Below are 18147 nucleotides of genomic sequence, written 5' to 3'. Positions count from 1 at the left end.
CGGTCACGCGTGCACGTGTTCGACTTGCGGCAGGATGCAGTCCGGCGGCAGATGCACGTCCACCGCTACCGGCAGATGGTCGGAGACGCGCAACGGCAGCACCTCGTAGCGGCGCAGGTCGAGCGCCGCGGTGGTCAGCACCTGGTCGATCGAACGGGCCGGCTGCCAGCTCGGGAAGCTCGGTGCGTGCGTTGCCGGACGCAGCCGCGTATGCGCGAACAGCGGCGCGATCGAGTGGCTGTCGGGTTCGCAATTGAAGTCGCCAAGCACGATCGCATGCGCACAATCACCGACCAGGCCGGCGATGAACTCGGACTGGCGCAGGCGCGCGCCCGGCGTGAGCGCCAGGTGCACGATGAACACGCGCAGCGCGGCCGCCTCTTCGCCAAAACGCACCTCGAGCGTGCCGCGCCCGGGAATGGCACCGGGCAGGCGATGGTCGATGACGCTGCTCGGTGCGAAGCGCGTGAGCAGGCCGTTGCCGGGTTCGGCGATCGCCAGCGCGCGGTTGCGCTGGTGGCTCCAGTAGGGGAAGTCGGCGTGCTCGGCCAGCACCTGCACCTGGTGGCGGAAACCGCTGCGCACGCTGTGGCTGTCGGCTTCCTGCAGCGCGACCACGTCGAAGGCGCGCGCCAGAGTCGCGACCTGGGCCAGGTTCTCGCCCTTGCCACGATGCGGCAGCACGGTCTGCCAGCCGCGGGTGAAGTACTCGCGGTAGGCATTGGTGTGCGCACCGGCCTGGATGTTGAAACTGAGCAGGCGCAGGTGGCGTTCGGATTCGCGCGTGGATCGCATGCTGCCCATCATGCAGCCGCGCAGCGATTTCGCAAGCCCGGAAACGAATGCGGGGCGCCAGAGCGCCCCGCAGTCTGGTGCCGGTTCAGGCGCTTCAGCCCTTGGCAGCCGCCGCAGCCGGGGTCGCGGCCTTCTTCGCAGCCGATTCCTTGGCGATCAGGAAATCGACCACCTCGAACACCTTGTCCTGGCCACCGGCCGACGTGCCGGTGACGCGGTACTTGCCGGCCACGATGATGCTCGGCGTGCCATCGATCTGGTAACGCGGCACCATCTGCTTGGCGCGATTGAGCTTCATCTCCACCGCAAAGCTCTTGGTCGCGTCGAGGAACTGCTGCTCGGTCTTGCCGTGCTTGGCGTACACCTTGGAGATGTCTTCCAGGTTGCGCACGTCGCGGCGCACGTGGATGCCGTCGAACAGATCCTGATGCGCCTTCTCGGCGATGCCGAGCACTTCACCGGCGTAATAGGCGCGCGCGAAGGCCTCCCACTGCGGGTTGAACACCGCCGGCAGGTAGCTGAATGCGGCATTGGCCGGCATCTTCTTTTTCCACTTCGCCACTTCCGGCTCGAAGTGCGCGCAGTGAATGCAGGCATAACTGAACACTTCGACCACTTCGACCTTGTCGCCGGAAGCGGTGGGCTGTGCTGGCTCGACCGGGAAATAGTGGGTGCCGGCCTGGAAGCGTTCGATCGCACCCTGGGCACAGGCGGTGATGGAAACGAGTGAGAAGGCAGCAGCAGCCAGCAGGCGGGTCAACATCGGGGCAACTCCATCATCGGGTCAAGGCGGTCGCAAGCGGACCATGCGGGCGACAGGGACTGCCGCCGCGAGCGAAAAGTTCCCGGCGCTCAGCGCGCCGTGACCTCGGCAGCGGTGTGCAGGCCCTGCAGGTAAGAAGCCAGCGCCGTGATTTCCTCGTCGCTCAGACGCGCGGCGATCTGCGCCATGACGGCGTAGTTGGCGTTCTGCAGCGCCGGCGCGCCGGCCGGCGTCGTCTTGAACGCCTGCAGGCGCAGGCTGGCGTAGCCGGCATGCTGACCGGCAACCGCGGGATAGCTCGGACCGGGCACGCCACGGCCGCTCGGACCATGGCAGGACATGCAGGCCGGCACGCCGCGCGCTGCATCGCCACCGCGGAACAGCTTCTGGCCGACATCGACGATGCGCTGGCCCTTGTACGGACTGGCCGGGTCGGTGATCACGCTGTCATCGGCAACACCCGGCTGCACTTTCTGCCTGGCAAAATGGGCACCGAGGTCACGCATATCCTGTTCGCTCAGCGCGGCCGAAAAGCCGAGCATGATCGGGTTCATGCGCTGCATCGACTTGAACTGCGCCAACTGCCCGGCGATGTAGGCCTCGCTCTGGCCCGCCAGCTTCGGGTACTGCGGATCGACCGAGTTGCCGTCCATGCCGTGGCAAGCGCCGCACACGGCGCCCTTGGCGGCTCCTGCTTCGGCGCTGCCCGGTCCAACAGCAGCCGCCACCGGCGCCGCCACCACTTCTGCAGCCGGCGCCGCCGCATCCGTCGCGACCGCAGCCGCCGCGGGTTCGGTCGTGGTCGCAGCATCCTGCGCGATCAACACCGAGGACAGGGAAAGGGCGAGCACAGCAAGGGAAACACGCAGCGTCATGGCAATCACTCCAAGGAAATTCCGCACCGCGCCCGTCCCGCGGGCGCACGAAGGCCGGCGAGTTTACATGAAGGGCGCAGCCGGATTCAGCTGCGCGGCGTGCCCGCTGGCGCCCTGCCCGCAGCCAAACCGAGCTGCTCGCGCAGGCTGGCGATGATCGCCGGATCCAGCGGCGGCGACTGCCGGCGACCGTCCTGCTCGAACTGCCGCAGCAGCGCTTCCACCTGCTCGCGGCCATCCGGGGTGGATACGGCATCACGCGGCGTGCGCCCATCGAGCGCCGGAAGTTCCATGTCCACCCAGCGCCGGTAGTGGTCGGCCAACTGGGCGTGGATCAGCGCATCGATCTCGGGGCTGGAAAGCGGATCGGTCGTCGGCCCGGCCTCCTGCTGATATTCGGCCATGGCCTGCGCCAGATCGCGGATCTCGGACATGCGGTAACGCCCGCATTCCCCCAAGGCGTCGACGGCGAGTTCGCGAAAGCGCTCGGCGCGTTCGCGCGACTGCAGCTGCACGGTCATGCGCGTGCCGGCGATCTCGATCCAGCCGAGCGAAGTGTTCGACCACTCGGCGTGCATCGCGTTGCCCGACTTGGTCCAGGCAAATTGCACCTTCTCCAGCCGACCGTCCTGCCACTCGGCCTGCGCCAGCAACTCGGCTTCCTCGCTGGTGCTGGACAGGTGCTTGAGCGCATCGAAGGCGATCTGGGCCGAGTCGATGTCGTACACCAGCTTGTGGAATTCAATGTCCTCGCCATCGGTGGTCTGCATCTGCGGCAGCGCCCGCGACCGCCCCTGTTCGAACAGGTCCAGGCAGATTTCGCGCAGCTCGTCGCTCCAGTCGTGCAGCGCCTGATCGTCGAGCACCGGGGTGAGGTGCTGCATGCGCTGGCGCTGCGCCACCACCGCGTTGCGGGCGATCGGCGGCAGCACGAATGGCCACACCGCCTCCACCAACACCAGGCCGCGCACCGGCGCCAGTCGCGCGTAGATCAGGCTGCCGGCCCCGAGGCTTTGCGACGCCGACTTGTCCAGGACCTCGTGGCGCCTGCCGGTGAGCACATCCTCCAGCACCAGGCCGCGACCGGCACGGACCTCGAGCACGTCGTAGAAACTGAACGGTTGGGCCAGACAGCCTTCCACATATTCGCGCAGCAACGGCGCCGCGCTCCGCCCCTTGCGCTGCAGCCATGCGCGTGCCGGCACCACATCTGCAAGCGCGGGATCGAGGACTTCGCACTCCTCGTCGCCATCCGGCTGCCATTCGTAGGCCATCCAGGTCACGAAGGGCTCGATCAACGGCGAGTCCGCATCGAAGAAGTCTTCTTCCTCCTTCCAGAGATGGAACGCCCACCAGGCATCGTCGAGCGCATCCGGCCCGTAGTGCTCGTTGATGAAGCGATGCAGCCGCACCTGAAAACCGTCCAGCTCGCGCCGCAGTTGTCGCCACAACAACTCTTCCGGCGCCTGCAGTTCCGCTTGTTCGGCCGCGAGGCAGCACTGTTTGTACTTCTTGCCACTGCCGCACGGGCAGGGGTCGTTGCGTCCAGGTTTCATCCGGCTTCCTCGATGGTCATGGCTGCATTGTGGCTCGCCGCCCGGTCGCCTGCGACCCCAAGCCGCTTCCAATGACACACGTGCCTGGAGGCACTGGCGTGATTCCAACGGCACATGAGCCTGAGCGACTTCGTGGTGATTTCTCTCCGGGCGAAGCGCGCCTAGCGCAGCGGTTGTCCAAGCTGCTGCAGGTGCAGGTCGCTCAGAGAGTTGTCGGAATCACCCGATCAGGGTAGTTTCGCCCCATGGAGAAGCGCACGCCGCATTTCAGGCTTGAGGCCATCCAGGCGACAGTTGCGAGCAAGGGGCGCCTGTGCTTCACGGCCAGTGCGCGCATGGGCGCTGACGCGATGGGTCTGGCGCCGCCGGATTCGCTGGCGGCGATCGCCGGGCTGACCGCCCGCTGCTTCCGCAAGTCAATGACGACGTATGCCGATCATCGGGTCTGGCAGGACGTCTACATCGCGCAAACACCGGCTGGCGACGCCTACGTGAAGTTCACGATGCGCAGCGACGGGTCCGTGGTGATTTCTTTCAAGAGGGTCGAACCATGAGCAGGAAACCACCCAGGCACGCGTGCCTCAACTGCGAGCAGGCCGACATGCACAAGGAAAACCGGGACGTGATCGCACGCGTCGGCGGCCTGCAACGGACCGTGCCCGACGTGTTCGGCTGGCACTGTGCGAACTGCGGCGAAGTGGAGTTCCTGGACGAAGCCGGTTCGGCACGCTACGACGCCGCGCTGCAGGGGCTGGCCGCCGAGGCGGCTGCGATCGAGCGCGAGGCGCTGCGTGCCGCGCGCAAGCGACTGAAGCTTACGCAGCGCGCGGCCGCCGCACTCACCGGTGGCGGGCACAACGCCTTCAGCCGCTATGAGCGCGGCGAAGCGAAGCCGAGTGCCGCCGTGGTGAACCTGTTCCGCCTGCTCGATCGGCATCCCGAGCTGCTGGACGAAGTGCGGGCGCGCTGAACAGCGCCTGCCCCAGCCGCGCCCGCTCGACCCCGTACACGCGGACCCGCAAGCCGCGCTTTGCTCGCGCTCATCCAAGCCGCCCCCATCGCCTCACTGCGCCCCGGTGGCGATGCTCGCCGGCAGGGTCGGGACGATGGCGCGGGCGTAGGCGTCGGGGACGCGGGTGAGCTCGTATTCGTCGCCCCAGTACGCCTGGCCTGCGGCTTTCGCCAGGAACCAGCTGCGGATCACGATGCGCTCCTCGCCGCGTTCGTTCGGGCCGGCGTCGATCACGTCCGCCATCTCGGTCACCGTCGCCTGCGTCCGGCTCGCCCCGTAGGGACAGGCCGGCGTCACGCCGCCATTGGTCGGCGCGCAACGCGCGATCATGCGGATGCGGTCCGTGGCCGGGTCGATCACCACGGTGTAGGCGTCGCGGAGCGGCTGCTCGGCCCAGTCGTTGATGTTCGGGAAGCCCTGGCCGTACAGGTCGATCAGGGCCTGGGTGGGCAGGTTGATCCACTCCACCGCCTTCACAAACTCGTACTGGTCCGGGCTGTTGCGGTCGGCCAGGCGCAGGAAGGCCGGCTCGGCATTGCCGTAGGCGTTGTCCAGAAAATGCACCTTCTCCGTGGTCGGGCGCTTGCGCAGGTAGACCCAGCCGGCCGGGTCGCCGCCGCCGTCGCCCGAACTGGTGCGACCCCAGCGCCGCTTCACCGCCCAGACCGCGCCCTTCTCGAGCAGGCGTTGGCTGGGGCTGCCGCTGGCGGGCAGGGCCTTGGCCAGGCGCATGTCGCGGTTGGCGGCGTTGCCGCTGGCCGGCAGGCGCAGGTGGCGGCCGCCGATCAGTTCCAGGGTGCGCGGGCCGTAGGGCGGCGTGGTCACGCTGTTCACGGTGTAGGCACAGTCGAAGCACTGGCCGCCGCTGGCGCGTACCCATTCGCTCTGCACCCACGCGGCCAGCCCGCCGTTGGCGCTGTACTCGGCCATCGTCGCCTGGTGTACCGCTGCGGCCAGGTTCATCCAGGTGGGGGCGCCGGCGGCGTCGTAGTGGTAGTAGGTCGCGAACACGAAGGTGTCGGCGCCCACCGCCACCCGGTCCACGGTGAGCCCGGTGCCACTCTGCGTGGGGTCGTAGTACACGCCCGGGTGCGGCAGCACCGGATACACGAACTGCTCCAGCGGTTCGAGGATATTGATCTGGGCCTGCGCCAGGGGAGCGGCGAGGCTGAGCAGGACGAGCAGGATGCGGGCACGGCTTGGCAGCATGGGGACTCCAGGAGGCTTCAGGGGGAAGTGGCGCAGCACAGCGCGTCGCGATAGGGCTGGTTGTAGACGTTGCCCCAGGGGCCGAACAGGCCGTGGCTGGCGCCGGGCGGGCCGGCCCAGTAGTAGGTGCTGCCACCGCAGGCGTAGTTCGCGGCCTCGATGTTGTTCATGGTCACGATGCCGGTGTAGGTGATGTTCTTGTCGGTCGCAGCGGCGGTCGCGGCGGCGTTGCAAGCGTCGGCGCCGGCGTAGTCCTCGCAAGCGGTCCGGTCACTGCCGCTGATTTCCACTGCGGAGATGGTGCTGACGCGGCCGCTGGTCAGGGCGATGCCGTAGGTTGGCAGCGTTACGATCGTGCCCGCCTCCTCGCAGTGGGTCATCTGGCGCACGCGGGTGAAGCCGGCGCCGAAGTCGGCGCAGGTGCCGTCCTCCCACAGGTAGCTGAACGGGTTGGTGCGGGCCGGGCTCACCTTGCAAGTGTAGCCGGGGCCCAAAGGTCCGCCACCCGTGGTCGTGGTCGCTGGCTCCAGATCCGGAAATCCGATCAGCACCACCGCGATCGCCTCGGTCGGGGCGGTCAGCAACCACGGCGTCAGGTCCTTGGTGAAGGAGGCCATCGAGCCGGTCGCGATCAGACTGCCGCCGGGCACGAAGGCCGCGATCAGCTGGTGCTTCTCGAGGGCTTTGACCGACATTGCCGATGTTTCCTGAACAGGTATATTCTGCCGCCATGACCGAATAGGAAAAGCCGCTCGAATGGATCGCGAGTAGTTGCAAGGACCTGATGGCCTTGCCACCCGGAGTGCGGCGGCGTTTCGGCTACGCGCTGTCGCTGGCACAACTGGGCGACCAGGACGACTCAGCGAAGGTGCTCAAGGCTTTCGATGGGGCCGGTGTCGTGGAGGTGGTCGAAGACGATGTGGGCGGCACGTACCGCGCGGTCTACACGGTCCGGTTCGCGGAAGCGGTGTTTGTCCTGCACTGTTTCCACAAGAAGAGCAAGCGCGGGATCGCCACGCCCAAGACGGACACAGACATCATCCGTGCCCGACTGAAAGTGGCCGAGGCCATGGCAAAGGAGCTACGCAATGCGAAAGCGCATCATTGAAGGCATCGAGGTCCGACGCAGCTCAGGCAATGTCTTCGCCGACCTTGGTCTGCCCGACGCCGAGAAGTTGAGGATCAAGACCGGCCTCGTGGTCGAAATCAGGAAGGCGATGCGCACGCTGGGCCTGACTCAGCTGGCAGCGGCCAAACGCATGGGCATCCCGCAACCGAAGGTATCGGGCATGATGCGCGGCGACTTCAGCAACCTGTCCGAACGCAAGCTGATGGACTGCCTGAATCGCCTCGGCTACGACATCGAGATCAACGTGCGGCCAGCGGCGAAGCCGGTCGGGCATCTGACGCTCGCAACGAACTGAGACTCGCGCGGATCGGATCGGTGCGGCGCCGTTGCCGAAGCGGAAGTGATGAAGCTGCACGCCGAGACCCTGCTTTGGCGGTTCAGGCCGCGACTTCTCGCAGAATCTCCGGGTGCGCCACAGCCACGCGCAGCAACGTCCTGGCGGCGCCGGTCGGCTCGCGCCGCCCCTGCTCCCATTCCTGCAGCGTGCGCGCCGACACACCGAGCAGCGCCGCGAACCGGCTTTGCGAAAGCCCCACGTTGGCGCGCGCCTGCGCGGCTGGCGTCAATTCCACCTGTGTTTCGCGCGCGGCCCGACCCGACTTCATCTGTTTCACGGCGGCAAGGATTTCCTCGCCCAGATCGCGGCCCGTCATGACCTTTTCTTTCGTGCTCATAGCGCCTCCTTGATCGCTTTCAACAGGTGCGCCGGTATGTTCCCGCGCACCGCCTTGGCGTACATCGTCAACAACCACACCTTTCCTTCGTCCGGCCGATTGAAGTAGATCACCCGCGCGCCGCCGCGCTTGCCGCGCCCGCTGGCCTGCCAGCGCACCTTGCGGCACCCGCCGGACCCAGGGATCACCTCACCCGCATCCGGGTTTGCGGCAATCCACGCGCAGAACTCGATGCGCTCATCGTCTGCCAAGATCGCCGCGGCGCGCGCCTTGAAGATGTCGGTTTCGGCAACGGTGAGCACGCGCCGACTATACGTCTGCGACGTATGCTTGTCGATGAACTCCTGCGTCCGCCGGTGGATGCTCGGCGTCTTGCCAACCACCGTACGGCCATGGCCGAAGCGACGGCCAGCCTCAGTACGCGAACTCGCTGTAGACCGGATCGACCGAGCCCTGCCAGGGGCCGTGGAAGAGTTCGAGTTTGCGTTCGGCCGGGCACTGGTTGGCCTGAGCGAACTCGATCAGGGGTTCGAGAAACAGGGATTCGTCACCGCCGCGGGTGTTCAGCCGGGCACGGCGTTGCAGGCCGTGGGCGGAGATCTTCAGCGCTTCGAGTGCGAGCTCGCGGGCGGTGCCGTTGCGGAACGGGGTCTTGAGCGCGAGCTTCGGTACGCCGCTGCGCAGCGCTTCGCGTTCTTCCAGGCGGAAGTCGCGCACCAGGTCCCAGGCGGCGGCGAGCGCGGTGTCGTCGTAGAGCAGGCCGACGAAGAAGGCCGGCAGCGCGCACAGTCGATTCCACGGGCCGCCATCGGCACCGCGCATTTCCAGGTACTTCTTCAACCGCACTTCCGGGAAGGCGGTGGTCAAGTGGTCGTTGAAGTCCTTCAGCGTCGGCTTCTCGCCGGGCAGGGCCGGCAGCTTGCCGGCGAGGAAATCGCGGAAGCTCTGGCCGCTGGCATCGATGTACTTGCCGTCGCGATAGACGAAGTACATCGGCACATCGAGCAGGTAATCGACGTAGCGCTCGTAGCCGAAACCGTCCTCGAACACGAAGCCGAGCATGCCGGTGCGATCCGGGTCGGTGTCACTCCAGACGTTGGAGCGGAAGCTGAGGAAACCGTTGGGCTTGCCTTCGGTGAACGGCGAATCGGCGAACAGCGCGGTCGCGATCGGCTGCAGCGCCAGCGAGACGCGAAACTTGCGCACCATGTCGGCTTCGGAGCCGTAATCGAGGTTGGTCTGCACGGTGCAGGTGCGCTGCATCATGTCCAGCCCAAGATTGCCGCGCTTGGGCATGTACTCGCGCATGATCCGGTAGCGCCCTTTCGGCATCCACGGCAACTCGTCACGACGCCACTTCGGATTGAACCCCATGCCGAGAAAACCAAGCCCGAGCTGGTCGCCGATCTGCTTGCATTCGCGCAGATGCTGGGCAACCTCGCAGCAGGTCTGGTGGATCGTTTCGAGCGGCGCGCCGGAAAGCTCGAACTGCCCCGCCGGTTCCAGCGACACCGAGGCCAGGTCCTTGAGCAGCGCGATCGGGTGGCCGTCTTCGAGCAGCGGCGTCCAGCCGAACTCGCGCGCCATGCCATCGAGCAACGCGCGAATGCCGCGCGGCCCTTCATACGGCGGCGCGCGCAGGTCTTCGAGCTGGAACACGAACTTCTCGTGCTCGGTGCCGACGCGCCAGTCCGCGGCTGGCTTCTCGCCGCTGGCGAGGAAGTCGATCAGATCCTGCTTCGATTCGATCGGCGCTGCGGCGCCCTGGCTTGGATTCGACACGAACTGCTCCGATGGGACGGACACGGACCGGTGCGACACCGGAATGCTCACAGGTGGGGCGGCTTCGGCCGATTGCAATGTCGCCCGCGACCGCCCTGCCCTGCCCGCCGCTTCCGCAGTACATTGCCGCCATGTCGGTACCCGCCCGCCTACCTGCCCGCTACGAAGAGTTGCTCGCGCTACCGCGCGAGCGCGTCGGCGAGATCGTCAACGGTGTGCTGTACAGCCACCCGCGGCCGGCACCGAAGCACATCGTCTCCGCATCGCTGCTGGGCGGACGGCTCATTGCCCCCTACCACTCCGGCCATGGCGGTCCCGGCGGCTGGTGGGTCCTCGACGAGCCCGAATGCCACCTCGGTCCGCACGTGCTGGTGCCCGACCTCGCCGGCTGGCGTCGCGAGCGCATGCCGACCCTGCCCGAAACCGCATGGTTCGAGCTGGCGCCGGATTGGGTCTGCGAAATCCTCTCGCCCGGCACCGCGCGTCTGGACCGGGTCGAGAAGATGCCGATCTACGCAGCGCACGGCGTCGAGCACCTGTGGCTGCTCGATCCGATCCTGCGCACCCTCGAAGCCTATCGCCGCGAAGACGGCCGCTGGCTGCTGCTCGGTAGCCACGCTGACCAGGACGTGGTGCGCCTGCCGCCGTTCGACGCCATCGATCTCGAACTCGGCTCCTTGTGGGCGTAGGCGGCGCGGCTCAGCGCGCGAACCAGGGTTGCGGATCGAGCGGGCGGCCCTGGTGGCGCAGTTCGAGATAGAGCCCGGCCTGCGCGGCGCCGCCACTGGCGCCGGCGGTGCTGAGCACATCGCCCACCGCGACCCAGTCGCCGACATCGCGCAGCAGCGATTCGTTCTGCGCGTACAGGCTCATGTAGCCATCGCCATGATCGAGGATCAGCAACAAGCCGAAGCCCTTCAGCCAGTCGGCGAAGGCGACGCGACCCGGCGCCACCGCATGGACTTCGTCGCCGACGCGCGCGCCGATCAGCCAGCCTTCGCTGGCGCGGCCCGGGCCGATGCCCTGGCCGAAACCGACCTGTACCGAACCTGCAAGCGGCCGCTTCAGGCGTCCCTTGAGCGCGGCGAACGGCTGCGCCGCCTCGATCTGCTTGGGGATGTCGGCGAAGATGTCACGCAGATCTTCGAGCAGCTGCAACAAGTCGCGCTCGTCGCGCCCGAGTGCCGCGAGGCGGGTCTCGCCTGCCTTGAGCTGCGCATCGAACTGCGCCAGCACCGCTTCGCGCTCGACGCGCTCCGCGCTCAGGCGCTCCGAGTCCACCAGCACCTTGGCCTGTTCGACCGCGAGCGCAGCACGCGCCTCGGCGATCACCTTCTCGACCGCAAGCAGTTCGGCCAGGCTGTCCATCAGCTCCTGCACACGCCGCAAACGATCGCGCTGCAGGTAGCGGTAGTAGGCGAGCGCGCGACTGCTGTCGGCGATGCGGTCGCGCGCCAGCAGCGCCTTGAGCGATTCGCCGCGGCCGATCATGTACACCGAGCGCAACAGGTTCTCTAGCGTCTCGCGGCTGCCACCGAGCTGGCCCTGCAGCACGACGCGCTCGGCCTCGCGCTCACCGAGCAGACGGTTCTGCCTTGCGATGCCGGCCTCGATGCCGCGCAGGCGCCGCGTGGTCGCGCTGACGCGCGTATCGATCTCGCGCAGCGCTGCAACTCCGGCGTCGCGCTGCGCGGCCACTTCGTTGCGCTCGGCTGCGAGTGTCGCGATCTCCGCACGCAAGGCCTCCAGCTTCGCCTTCGCCTCGGCTTCGCGTTCGGCGTTCTGCGGCAGCACCGTCGCTGCGAGCGGTAGCGCGACCAGCAACGTCAACGCCGCCAGCGCCCGCATTCAGCCGGCTCCGACAAGCAGCGAGTGCCCGCTCATCTCGGCCGGCTGCGGCAGTCCGAGCAGAGTCAGGATCGTCGGCGCCAGATCGCACAAGGCGCCGGGCTTGAGCTTCGCCTCGCGACCCACCAGCAGCAACGGCACCGGGCCGACGGTGTGCTGGGTATGCGGCTCGCCGGTGACCGGGTCGCGCATCATCTCCAGATTGCCGTGATCGGCGGTGACCAGCATCACCCCGCCGACCTCGTCGATCGCCTCAGCAATGGCACCGAGCGCGTGATCGACCGCTTCCGCCGCCTTCAGCGCCGCCGCAAAGATTCCGGTGTGCCCGACCATGTCCGGATTGGCGATGTTGCAGACGATCAGATCGAACGCGCGCGAACGGATCGCCGCGGTCAGTTTCGCGGTCAGTTCCGGACAACTCATCTCCGGCTGCAGGTCGTAGGTGGCCACCTTGGGCGAGGGAATCAGCCTGCGCTCCTCGCGCGGGAATGCTTCCTCGCGTCCGCCGTTGAGGAAGAAGGTGACGTGCGCGTACTTCTCGGTCTCGGCGATGCGCAGCTGCTTCAGACCGTGCGCGGCGATCACCTCGGGCAAGGTGTTGGCCATGCTCTGCGGCGGGTACGCGACTGCGGAGACCGGCAGGTCGGCGGCGTATTCGGTCAGCGTCACGAACGCCGACAGCCGGATCGGACGCGGCCTGGCGAACCCGGCGAAATCGGCTTGCACGAAGGCACGGGAGAGTTCGCGCGCACGATCGGCACGGAAGTTCAGGAACACCACCGCGTCGCCATCGACGAAGCGGGCGCCATCGCCGATCACGGTCGGCTGCACGAACTCGTCGCTCTCGCCGCGCGCGTAGGCGGCTTCGAGCGCGGCCAGCGCGTCCGCGGCATTGAACGCCGCGTTCGCCTCGGTGATCGCGCGATACGCGGGTGCGACCCGCTCCCAGCGGTTGTCGCGGTCCATCGCGTAGTAGCGACCGGTCACGCTGGCGATGCGCGCGCCGGGCAGTGCCGCGCATTTCGCGTGCAGTGCGTTCAACGATGCCGCCGCGCTTTTCGGCGGCGTATCGCGGCCATCGGTGAAGGCATGCACGGCGATGAACTTCAGGCCCGCGGCCGCTGCGGCGTCGAGAAAGGCGAGCACATGCGCCTCGTGCGAATGCACGCCGCCCGGCGACAGCAACGCGAACACGTGCAGGGTGCCGCCACTGGATCGCACGCCATCGAACGCGCACGTAAACGCCGGATTTGCGCCGAAGCTGCCATCGCGGATGGCCTGGTCGATGCGCGTCAGTTCCTGGTAGACGACGCGCCCGGCACCGATGTTCATGTGCCCGACCTCGGAATTGCCCATCTGCCCATCGGGCAGGCCGACGTGCTCGCCGTGGGTGTCGATCAACGTGTGCGGGCATGCGGCCAGCAGCCGGCGCCAGTTCGGCACCTCGGCCTGGGCGATCGCGTTCCATTCGCGGTCTTCGCGATGGCCCCAGCCATCGAGGATCAGCAGCAATACGGGTTTCGGCGTGGGCACGGTTCGCTTCCGCGACAGACAGGGCGGGCATTCTAGCGGCCGCCCGCACATGACCGATGGCAGGGGGATAAACCCTGGGCCCTCGGTCGTGCATCAGATCGCGGGCAACCCCCACAGGAGAACCCTCATGCGTCACCTTTCATCCGCCGTGCTGATCTCCGTCGTCTTCGCCAATGCTGCCTTCGCGCAGGGCCCGGAGCGCGACGATCACGACTACGCCGACATCAGCAAGGTCAACCGCAGCATCCGCGTCGAGAACGGCGGCCGCGCCGGCGATCTGGACACCGTGAACGGTTCGGTGCAGATTGGCGACGACGCCATCGTCGGCCACGCCGAGACCGTGAATGGCTCGGTGCGCATGGGCGGCAACGGCCAGGCCGAGTCGCTGGAAACGGTGAATGGCAGCATCCATGTCGGCAACCGCAGCGTGGTCAGCAAGGGCATCGAGACGGTCAACGGCAGCATCGTGCTTTCCGACGACGCCGCCAGCCTGGACCCGATCGAGACGGTGAATGGCCGCATCGAACTCGGCGCGCGCGCCAAGGCCGGCGCCGGCATCGAACTGGTGAATGGCGACGTCGAACTGCGCCAGGCGGCGCAGGTGACCGGCGACATCGTGGTGCGCAAGCCGACCGGCTTCGGCTGGTTCAACAGCAACAGCAAGCCGCCGCGCATCATCCTCGGCGCCGACAGCGTGGTCGACGGCAACCTGCGCTTCGAACGCGAAGTCGAGCTGTACATGCACACCAGCGCCAAGCTCACCGGCCGCCAGGAAGGCCCGCTGGTCGGTGGCAAGGTCAATCGCTTCGACGGCGCAGCGCCGAAGTTCTGAGAGCTGCGGATGCCTGCACCACGCCCCGATCCTGACGTTGGTGCGGGCGGAACGACGGCGACGGCGATGGCTGCAACGCCCGCACTGCTCAGCGCTGTCGCTTCGCTGCTACCCAGTTTCAGTCTTGCATCGTTCGCAGTGGCAGCAGCCGCATGCGGGTGCGCTCGAGGTCCAACGTCAACAGCGCCCCGGCTTCCAGCTCCGATCGCAGGCTCCTCAGACCCGACACGACCTGTCGGCCAACTGCGGTCATGCGCACATCATCCGTGCGCAGCTGCACCACGCTCGGCTTGCGTCCCTGCGTGACCGCCAGGATCGCGCTGAAGTCGAGATCATGAGTCAGGACGATGCAGCCATTGCTGGCCGCGAAGCGCATGATCTCCACGTCCGCGGCGCCTGCTCTCCCGACCTGCGACCAGTGCACGGCCTCGATTCCTTCGCTCACCAGGAAGTCGACCCAGCGCGGCGAGAGGTTCATGTCGATCAACAGCTTCACGCCACCGCCAACGGAAGCTCGCGCTCCTCCGCACGCCAGGCTGCATAGCGCAGCGCCTGCAGAATGTCTTCGCGCTCCAGATAGGGGTAGTCGGCCAGAAGGCCGGGCACGTCGACGCCCGCAGCGATCTGACCGACGATCATGCCCACCGTCACCCGGGTGCCGCGGATGCATGCCTTTCCGCCCATCGTGCCGGGGTCTTGGGTAATGCGATCCAGCAATTCCATACCGGGCTCCTCGACGGGGTGGGATGGTTGCATTACCGCGTCTTGAGTCGCGACAACCGCTTCATCGTGATGGACGCGCCGCCCGAGCGCGAGAACATCGCGCCCTGGCTCGACATCCTCGCGCGCCTGCGCAAGGCCAACGTCAACGCCCCGGAACTGGTCGCGGTCGAGCGCGGCCAAGGCTTCATCCTGATGGCCGACCTCGGCGACCAGAGCTACCTGTCGCAACTCAACGAGGGCAGCGCCGACACCCTCTACCGCGACGCGCTGAACACGCTGTACGCGATGCAGACCCGGGTCGACTGCAGCGGGCTCGAGACCTACCACTACGGCAAGCTGGTGGCCGAGATGGAGCTGTTCCCGGAGTGGTTCCTCAAGCGTCACCTCGGCCTGCAGCAGGACTGCGCCGGCTGGGACACCATCGAGCATGCGTTCTCGGTGCTCACCGCCTCGGCGCTGGAGCAGCCGCAGGTATTCGTGCATCGCGATTTCCACAGCCGGAACTTGATGCGCACGCCGATGAACAACCCCGGCGTGATCGACTTCCAGGACGCGGTCAAGGGACCGATCACCTACGACCTGGTGTCGCTGCTGCGCGACTGCTACATCGAATGGCCGAAGGAACGCGTGCTCGCCTGGATGCAGCAGTACCGCGAGCGCGCGGTGCAGGGCAACCTGATCGCGCACAACGAACTGCGCTTCAAGCGCTGGTTCGACCTGATGGGCGTGCAGCGCCACCTGAAAGTGCTCGGCATCTTCTGCCGGCTCTGGTACCGCGACGGCAAGGCGCAATACCTCAACGACCTGCCGCTGGTGCTGAAGTACACGCTCGACGTGGCCACCGTGAACAAGGACCTCAAGCCCTTCGGCGAATGGCTGGCGAAGATCACCGCAACCGTGGACCTGACGCGGCCGCGGGACTGATCAACGCGCCTGCACCGCAGCCATCAGCGCGCGCGTTTCCTGCCGCTCGTATTCCGGCGCCGGCAGCGCCAGCGCTTCCTGCGCTGAAGACCGTGCTTCCTCGCGCGCTCCCGCGGCGAGGGCATGACGCGCTTGGTCGGTGAGCGCGCGCGGCAAGTGCATTGCCACCGGCGCGCCGGCGTCGCGCAGCAACGTGATCGCCGCGGCCAGGTCGGCTCGCCCGCCATCGAGTTCGCCGCGCGCGATGCGCAGCAGACTGCGCAGGTAGGCGATGCGGGCCAACTCCGGATGCGTCGCACCGTGACGCTCGACCAGCGCCTGCGCGGCGCGGTCGATGCGCTCGGCCGCAGCCTCTCCCTCGCCCCAGACGATCAGCCAGCGCGCGTGGCTGAGCCAGATCGCCGGTGCCATGGTCTTGGTCTGCGCCTGCTCGGCGATGCGTTCGGCCTCCGCATAGTGGCGCCGCGCCGCCGCGGCGTCGCCGAGCAAGGCGTGCAGGTTGGCGATGTTGGCGTGCGGCGCGGCCTGGAATACGTCGTCGTGGCCGCGCGCGGCGCGCAATTCGAGTTCGCGCGTCGCCGCCACGAGTGCTTCCGGCAGGTGCGATCGCAGGCGCTGCACGCGCGCGAGTTCGCCATAGGCCGAGGCGGTCGCGGTGTCTTCGGCCAGTCCGGCGCGTTCGCGAAACTCCAGCAATTGCGCCAGCGCCGCGGCGGCGGCGTCGACGCGACCAAGGTCGATCAGCAGGCCGGCGCGCCGGCGTTGCGTGTTCCAGGCGTTGGTCGAATCGGCCCCCTCGCGTTCGCGATAGCCAGCGGCGGCGCGATCGAGGCTGGCCAAGGCGCGCTCCCGCTCACCGCGAGCGGCGTAGTAGGTCGCGGCCCGATCAAAGCACTCGGCCAGCGCCGCTTCGGAAACCCGATGCGGGTTGCGTTCGGCCGCCGCCACCAGCGCTTGCGCCGCCGCAGGCTCCTCCAGCGCAACGTGCACGCCAATGGTTCGGCATTCGATGTTCACGTAGCGCTCGAATGCCGTCGGCGGCGTCAGCGCCAACGCGCGCCGGTACGAGGCCAACGCGGCTGCGGGCCGGTCACGCGAGAACTGGAAACCGGCCCAGCGCACCCACAGTTCCGCGGCGACGGCCGGGTCGAGCCCGCGCAGGCGCGTGAGGATGACTTCACCGCGATCGAGCAGGCGGCTCGATTCGGCAGCGGTGCCGGTCGCGAGCGCGTCGCCGAACAGGCGCGTCAGAAAATCCGAATACGCCGTCGCCCGCGCCGCCTCGGCCCGGGCGCGCTCGGCTTCGGCACGGGCCACTTGCGCCTGCCAGGCGACGCCGATCACGCTGCCGATGACCGCGAGCAGCGCGACCATGCCGGTGGCGACGCCGCCGCGATGGCGACGCACGAACTTGCGCGCACGGTAGGTCAGGCTCGGCGGACGAGCGCGGATCGGGCGATTTTCGCGCCAGGCGGCCAGGTCCTCGGCGAACTCGCGCGCGCTGGCGTAGCGCTCGCGCGGCTCGGCACGCATTGCCTTGGCGATGATCGTGGCCAGGTCGGCGTCGGCACGACGCGCGCGTGGCGGCGGATCGCGCGGCGTGTCGGTGGCGGTGAAGGCGCGCCGGCCCTCGACCAACTCGTAAGCGATCAGACCGAGCGCGTAGACGTCCATCGCTACGCTGGGCGGTGCGCCCTGCAGCTGTTCGGGCGCGGCGTAGGCCGGCGTCATCGCGCCGCCATGCAGGCGCGTCACGCTGCCTGCGCCCGCGCCTTCGTCCTCGATCAGGCGCGCGATGCCGAAGTCGAGCACGACCGCGCGCCCGCTGCCATCGACCAGCACGTTTGCCGGCTTGAGGTCGCGATGCACGACCAGCTGCGCATGCGCGGCCTGCACCGCATCGGCCACCGCTTCGACCAGGCGCATGCGCTCGGCCAGGTTGGCGGTGTGCCGCTGGCACCACTGGTCGAGCGCGACGCCATCCACGTACTCGAGGATCAGGAACGGCTCGCCGTCGCCGGCCAGACCGGCGTCGAGCAGGCGGGCGATGCCGGGATGATCCAGACGCGCGAGCAGGTCGCGTTCGCGTGCGAAGCGGGCCAGCACCGCATCGCGGCTGGCGCGGATCTCGGGGAACTTGATCGCTGCGCATTGCGACGCATCAGCGAGCGCAGCCGCCTTCCAGACGCTACCCATGCCGCCGCGACCGATCTCGGCAAGGAGGCGATACCCGGCGACTTCGCGGCCACTGCGATCACGGGCGCGCTGCGCACCGCTGAGCCAGGCCGGAGGCTCGAGTTGCGGCGCCTGCGCGGCGGCCTCGGCGCGTTGCAGGAGGTCGCGTACCGCGGCGCCATCCGCGGGCACTCCCGCGTCGAGCCGCTGCAGCCAATCCGCGCGCGCCGCGCCCTCGAGTTCGAGCGCCTGGTCGATCAGCGCTTGCAGGTGCTGCCACTGGGCGGGGTCGCGGGTCATGTCGCCAACTCCGTGCG

Annotated in this window: 20 protein-coding genes and 1 pseudogene; 7 read left to right on the top strand and 14 right to left on the bottom strand. The window is 68.0% G+C overall.

Going from position 1 to position 18147, the window contains the following annotated elements; genetic code table 11:
* Positions 1 to 3: 3 nt before the first annotated feature.
* From IPG63_07165 to IPG63_07150, 4 genes and pseudogenes are all read right to left on the bottom strand, one after another.
* The gene (locus tag IPG63_07165; protein MBK6727028.1) at positions 4 to 807 is read right to left on the bottom strand and encodes an endonuclease/exonuclease/phosphatase family protein; all 804 of its coding nucleotides are present in this window, start codon (positions 805 to 807) and stop codon (positions 4 to 6) included.
* Between the two features lie 82 nt (positions 808 to 889).
* On the bottom strand, positions 890 to 1558 hold the full coding sequence (locus IPG63_07160) for a thiol:disulfide interchange protein DsbA/DsbL (protein MBK6727027.1): 669 nt from the start codon (positions 1556 to 1558) through the stop codon (positions 890 to 892).
* A gap of 89 nt (positions 1559 to 1647) precedes the next feature.
* Positions 1648 to 2433, bottom strand: a complete 786-nt coding sequence (locus IPG63_07155) for a cytochrome c4 (GenBank protein MBK6727026.1) — start codon at positions 2431 to 2433, stop codon at positions 1648 to 1650.
* Positions 2434 to 3923: 1490 nt separating this feature from the next.
* A pseudogene (locus tag IPG63_07150) lies at positions 3924 to 3986 on the bottom strand (SEC-C domain-containing protein).
* 248 nt (positions 3987 to 4234) lie between these two features.
* On the opposite strand from IPG63_07150, the gene IPG63_07145 reads away from it, so the two are divergent.
* Entirely contained in the window at positions 4235 to 4543 is a 309-nt protein-coding gene (locus tag IPG63_07145; GenBank protein MBK6727025.1) for a type II toxin-antitoxin system MqsR family toxin, read from the top strand.
* Complete coding sequence (locus IPG63_07140; protein ID MBK6727024.1) at positions 4540 to 4959, top strand: type II toxin-antitoxin system MqsA family antitoxin; 420 nt, start codon at positions 4540 to 4542, stop codon at positions 4957 to 4959. Before IPG63_07145 ends, IPG63_07140 begins: the two co-directional genes overlap by 4 nt.
* A 93-nt stretch (positions 4960 to 5052) precedes the next feature.
* Here the strand turns inward: IPG63_07140 and IPG63_07135 are convergent, their stop codons facing one another.
* Positions 5053 to 6210 carry a hypothetical protein gene (locus tag IPG63_07135; GenBank protein MBK6727023.1) on the bottom strand — a complete coding sequence of 386 codons (1158 nt, stop codon included), beginning with the start codon at positions 6208 to 6210 and terminating at the stop codon, positions 5053 to 5055.
* A gap of 17 nt (positions 6211 to 6227) precedes the next feature.
* Positions 6228 to 6905 (bottom strand): hypothetical protein, encoded by a 678-nt coding sequence (locus IPG63_07130; GenBank protein MBK6727022.1) that lies wholly within the window; start codon positions 6903 to 6905, stop codon positions 6228 to 6230.
* A gap of 89 nt (positions 6906 to 6994) precedes the next feature.
* On the opposite strand from IPG63_07130, the gene IPG63_07125 reads away from it, so the two are divergent.
* Together IPG63_07125 and IPG63_07120 are read left to right on the top strand one after the other, a co-directional pair.
* The gene (locus IPG63_07125; GenBank protein MBK6727021.1) at positions 6995 to 7318 is read left to right on the top strand and encodes a type II toxin-antitoxin system RelE/ParE family toxin; all 324 of its coding nucleotides are present in this window, start codon (positions 6995 to 6997) and stop codon (positions 7316 to 7318) included.
* The gene (locus IPG63_07120) at positions 7299 to 7634 is read left to right on the top strand and encodes an XRE family transcriptional regulator (GenBank protein MBK6727020.1); all 336 of its coding nucleotides are present in this window, start codon (positions 7299 to 7301) and stop codon (positions 7632 to 7634) included. The genes IPG63_07125 and IPG63_07120 overlap by 20 nt, the downstream gene beginning before the upstream one ends.
* Before the next feature lie 82 nt (positions 7635 to 7716).
* Here the strand turns inward: IPG63_07120 and IPG63_07115 are convergent, their stop codons facing one another.
* The 3 genes from IPG63_07115 to IPG63_07105 all read right to left on the bottom strand — a co-directional run bounded on the left by IPG63_07115 (position 7717) and on the right by IPG63_07105 (position 9795).
* The gene (locus tag IPG63_07115) at positions 7717 to 7992 is read right to left on the bottom strand and encodes a helix-turn-helix domain-containing protein (protein ID MBK6727019.1); all 276 of its coding nucleotides are present in this window, start codon (positions 7990 to 7992) and stop codon (positions 7717 to 7719) included.
* A 17-nt stretch (positions 7993 to 8009) separates the two neighbouring features.
* Positions 8010 to 8315 carry a transcriptional regulator gene (locus tag IPG63_07110; protein MBK6727018.1) on the bottom strand — a complete coding sequence of 102 codons (306 nt, stop codon included), beginning with the start codon at positions 8313 to 8315 and terminating at the stop codon, positions 8010 to 8012.
* A gap of 112 nt (positions 8316 to 8427) precedes the next feature.
* Positions 8428 to 9795, bottom strand: coding sequence for a glutamate--cysteine ligase (locus IPG63_07105; protein MBK6727017.1), 1368 nt, complete (start codon positions 9793 to 9795; stop codon positions 8428 to 8430).
* 131 nt (positions 9796 to 9926) lie between these two features.
* Here IPG63_07105 and IPG63_07100 point away from each other — a divergent pair, with 131 nt between their 5' ends.
* Entirely contained in the window at positions 9927 to 10484 is a 558-nt protein-coding gene (locus IPG63_07100; protein ID MBK6727016.1) for a Uma2 family endonuclease, read from the top strand.
* A gap of 10 nt (positions 10485 to 10494) precedes the next feature.
* On the opposite strand, the gene IPG63_07095 is transcribed toward IPG63_07100, so the two are convergent.
* Both IPG63_07095 and IPG63_07090 read right to left on the bottom strand, forming a co-directional pair.
* Positions 10495 to 11643 (bottom strand): peptidoglycan DD-metalloendopeptidase family protein, encoded by a 1149-nt coding sequence (locus tag IPG63_07095; GenBank protein MBK6727015.1) that lies wholly within the window; start codon positions 11641 to 11643, stop codon positions 10495 to 10497.
* Positions 11644 to 13227, bottom strand: a complete 1584-nt coding sequence (locus IPG63_07090; protein ID MBK6727014.1) for a 2,3-bisphosphoglycerate-independent phosphoglycerate mutase — start codon at positions 13225 to 13227, stop codon at positions 11644 to 11646.
* A gap of 76 nt (positions 13228 to 13303) precedes the next feature.
* Between IPG63_07090 and IPG63_07085 the strand changes: the two genes are divergently transcribed.
* Complete coding sequence (locus IPG63_07085) at positions 13304 to 14008, top strand: hypothetical protein (GenBank protein MBK6727013.1); 705 nt, start codon at positions 13304 to 13306, stop codon at positions 14006 to 14008.
* Between the two features lie 118 nt (positions 14009 to 14126).
* Here the strand turns inward: IPG63_07085 and IPG63_07080 are convergent, their stop codons facing one another.
* Together IPG63_07080 and IPG63_07075 are read right to left on the bottom strand one after the other, a co-directional pair.
* Complete coding sequence (locus IPG63_07080) at positions 14127 to 14504, bottom strand: DUF5615 family PIN-like protein (protein ID MBK6727012.1); 378 nt, start codon at positions 14502 to 14504, stop codon at positions 14127 to 14129.
* The gene (locus IPG63_07075) at positions 14501 to 14731 is read right to left on the bottom strand and encodes a DUF433 domain-containing protein (GenBank protein MBK6727011.1); all 231 of its coding nucleotides are present in this window, start codon (positions 14729 to 14731) and stop codon (positions 14501 to 14503) included. The genes IPG63_07080 and IPG63_07075 overlap by 4 nt, the downstream gene beginning before the upstream one ends.
* A 42-nt stretch (positions 14732 to 14773) precedes the next feature.
* Here IPG63_07075 and IPG63_07070 point away from each other — a divergent pair, with 42 nt between their 5' ends.
* Positions 14774 to 15655, top strand: a complete 882-nt coding sequence (locus IPG63_07070; protein MBK6727010.1) for a phosphotransferase — start codon at positions 14774 to 14776, stop codon at positions 15653 to 15655.
* Here IPG63_07070 and IPG63_07065 read toward each other — a convergent pair whose 3' ends face one another.
* Positions 15656 to 18130: a serine/threonine protein kinase gene (locus IPG63_07065; protein MBK6727009.1), complete on the bottom strand. Its 2475-nt coding sequence runs from the start codon at positions 18128 to 18130 to the stop codon at positions 15656 to 15658. It lies immediately after the preceding gene.
* Between the last annotated feature and the right edge of the window lie 17 nt (positions 18131 to 18147).

The organism is Lysobacterales bacterium, assembly GCA_016703225.1.
GTDB lineage: Bacteria > Pseudomonadota > Gammaproteobacteria > Xanthomonadales > Ahniellaceae > JADKHK01.
This window is presented reverse-complemented; position numbering and strand designations above follow the sequence as displayed.

Excerpts from the sequence above, each read along its gene's own strand:
- IPG63_07135 (MBK6727023.1), bottom strand. The coding sequence starts at position 6,210 with ATGCTGCCAAGCCGTGCCCGCATCCTGCTCGTCCTGCTCAGCCTCGCC.
- IPG63_07155 (MBK6727026.1), bottom strand. The coding sequence starts at position 2,433 with ATGACGCTGCGTGTTTCCCTTGCTGTGCTCGCCCTTTCCCTGTCCTCG.
- IPG63_07130 (MBK6727022.1), bottom strand. The coding sequence starts at position 6,905 with ATGTCGGTCAAAGCCCTCGAGAAGCACCAGCTGATCGCGGCCTTCGTG.
- IPG63_07090 (MBK6727014.1), bottom strand. The coding sequence starts at position 13,227 with ATGTGCGGGCGGCCGCTAGAATGCCCGCCCTGTCTGTCGCGGAAGCGA.
- IPG63_07065 (MBK6727009.1), bottom strand. The coding sequence starts at position 18,130 with ATGACCCGCGACCCCGCCCAGTGGCAGCACCTGCAAGCGCTGATCGAC.
- IPG63_07145 (MBK6727025.1), top strand. The coding sequence starts at position 4,235 with ATGGAGAAGCGCACGCCGCATTTCAGGCTTGAGGCCATCCAGGCGACA.
- IPG63_07075 (MBK6727011.1), bottom strand. The coding sequence starts at position 14,731 with ATGGAATTGCTGGATCGCATTACCCAAGACCCCGGCACGATGGGCGGA.
- IPG63_07160 (MBK6727027.1), bottom strand. The coding sequence starts at position 1,558 with ATGTTGACCCGCCTGCTGGCTGCTGCTGCCTTCTCACTCGTTTCCATC.
- IPG63_07100 (MBK6727016.1), top strand. The coding sequence starts at position 9,927 with ATGTCGGTACCCGCCCGCCTACCTGCCCGCTACGAAGAGTTGCTCGCG.
- IPG63_07140 (MBK6727024.1), top strand. The coding sequence starts at position 4,540 with ATGAGCAGGAAACCACCCAGGCACGCGTGCCTCAACTGCGAGCAGGCC.
- IPG63_07095 (MBK6727015.1), bottom strand. The coding sequence starts at position 11,643 with ATGCGGGCGCTGGCGGCGTTGACGTTGCTGGTCGCGCTACCGCTCGCA.
- IPG63_07115 (MBK6727019.1), bottom strand. The coding sequence starts at position 7,992 with ATGACGGGCCGCGATCTGGGCGAGGAAATCCTTGCCGCCGTGAAACAG.
- IPG63_07125 (MBK6727021.1), top strand. The coding sequence starts at position 6,995 with ATGGCCTTGCCACCCGGAGTGCGGCGGCGTTTCGGCTACGCGCTGTCG.
- IPG63_07120 (MBK6727020.1), top strand. The coding sequence starts at position 7,299 with ATGCGAAAGCGCATCATTGAAGGCATCGAGGTCCGACGCAGCTCAGGC.
- IPG63_07085 (MBK6727013.1), top strand. The coding sequence starts at position 13,304 with ATGCGTCACCTTTCATCCGCCGTGCTGATCTCCGTCGTCTTCGCCAAT.
- IPG63_07165 (MBK6727028.1), bottom strand. The coding sequence starts at position 807 with ATGATGGGCAGCATGCGATCCACGCGCGAATCCGAACGCCACCTGCGC.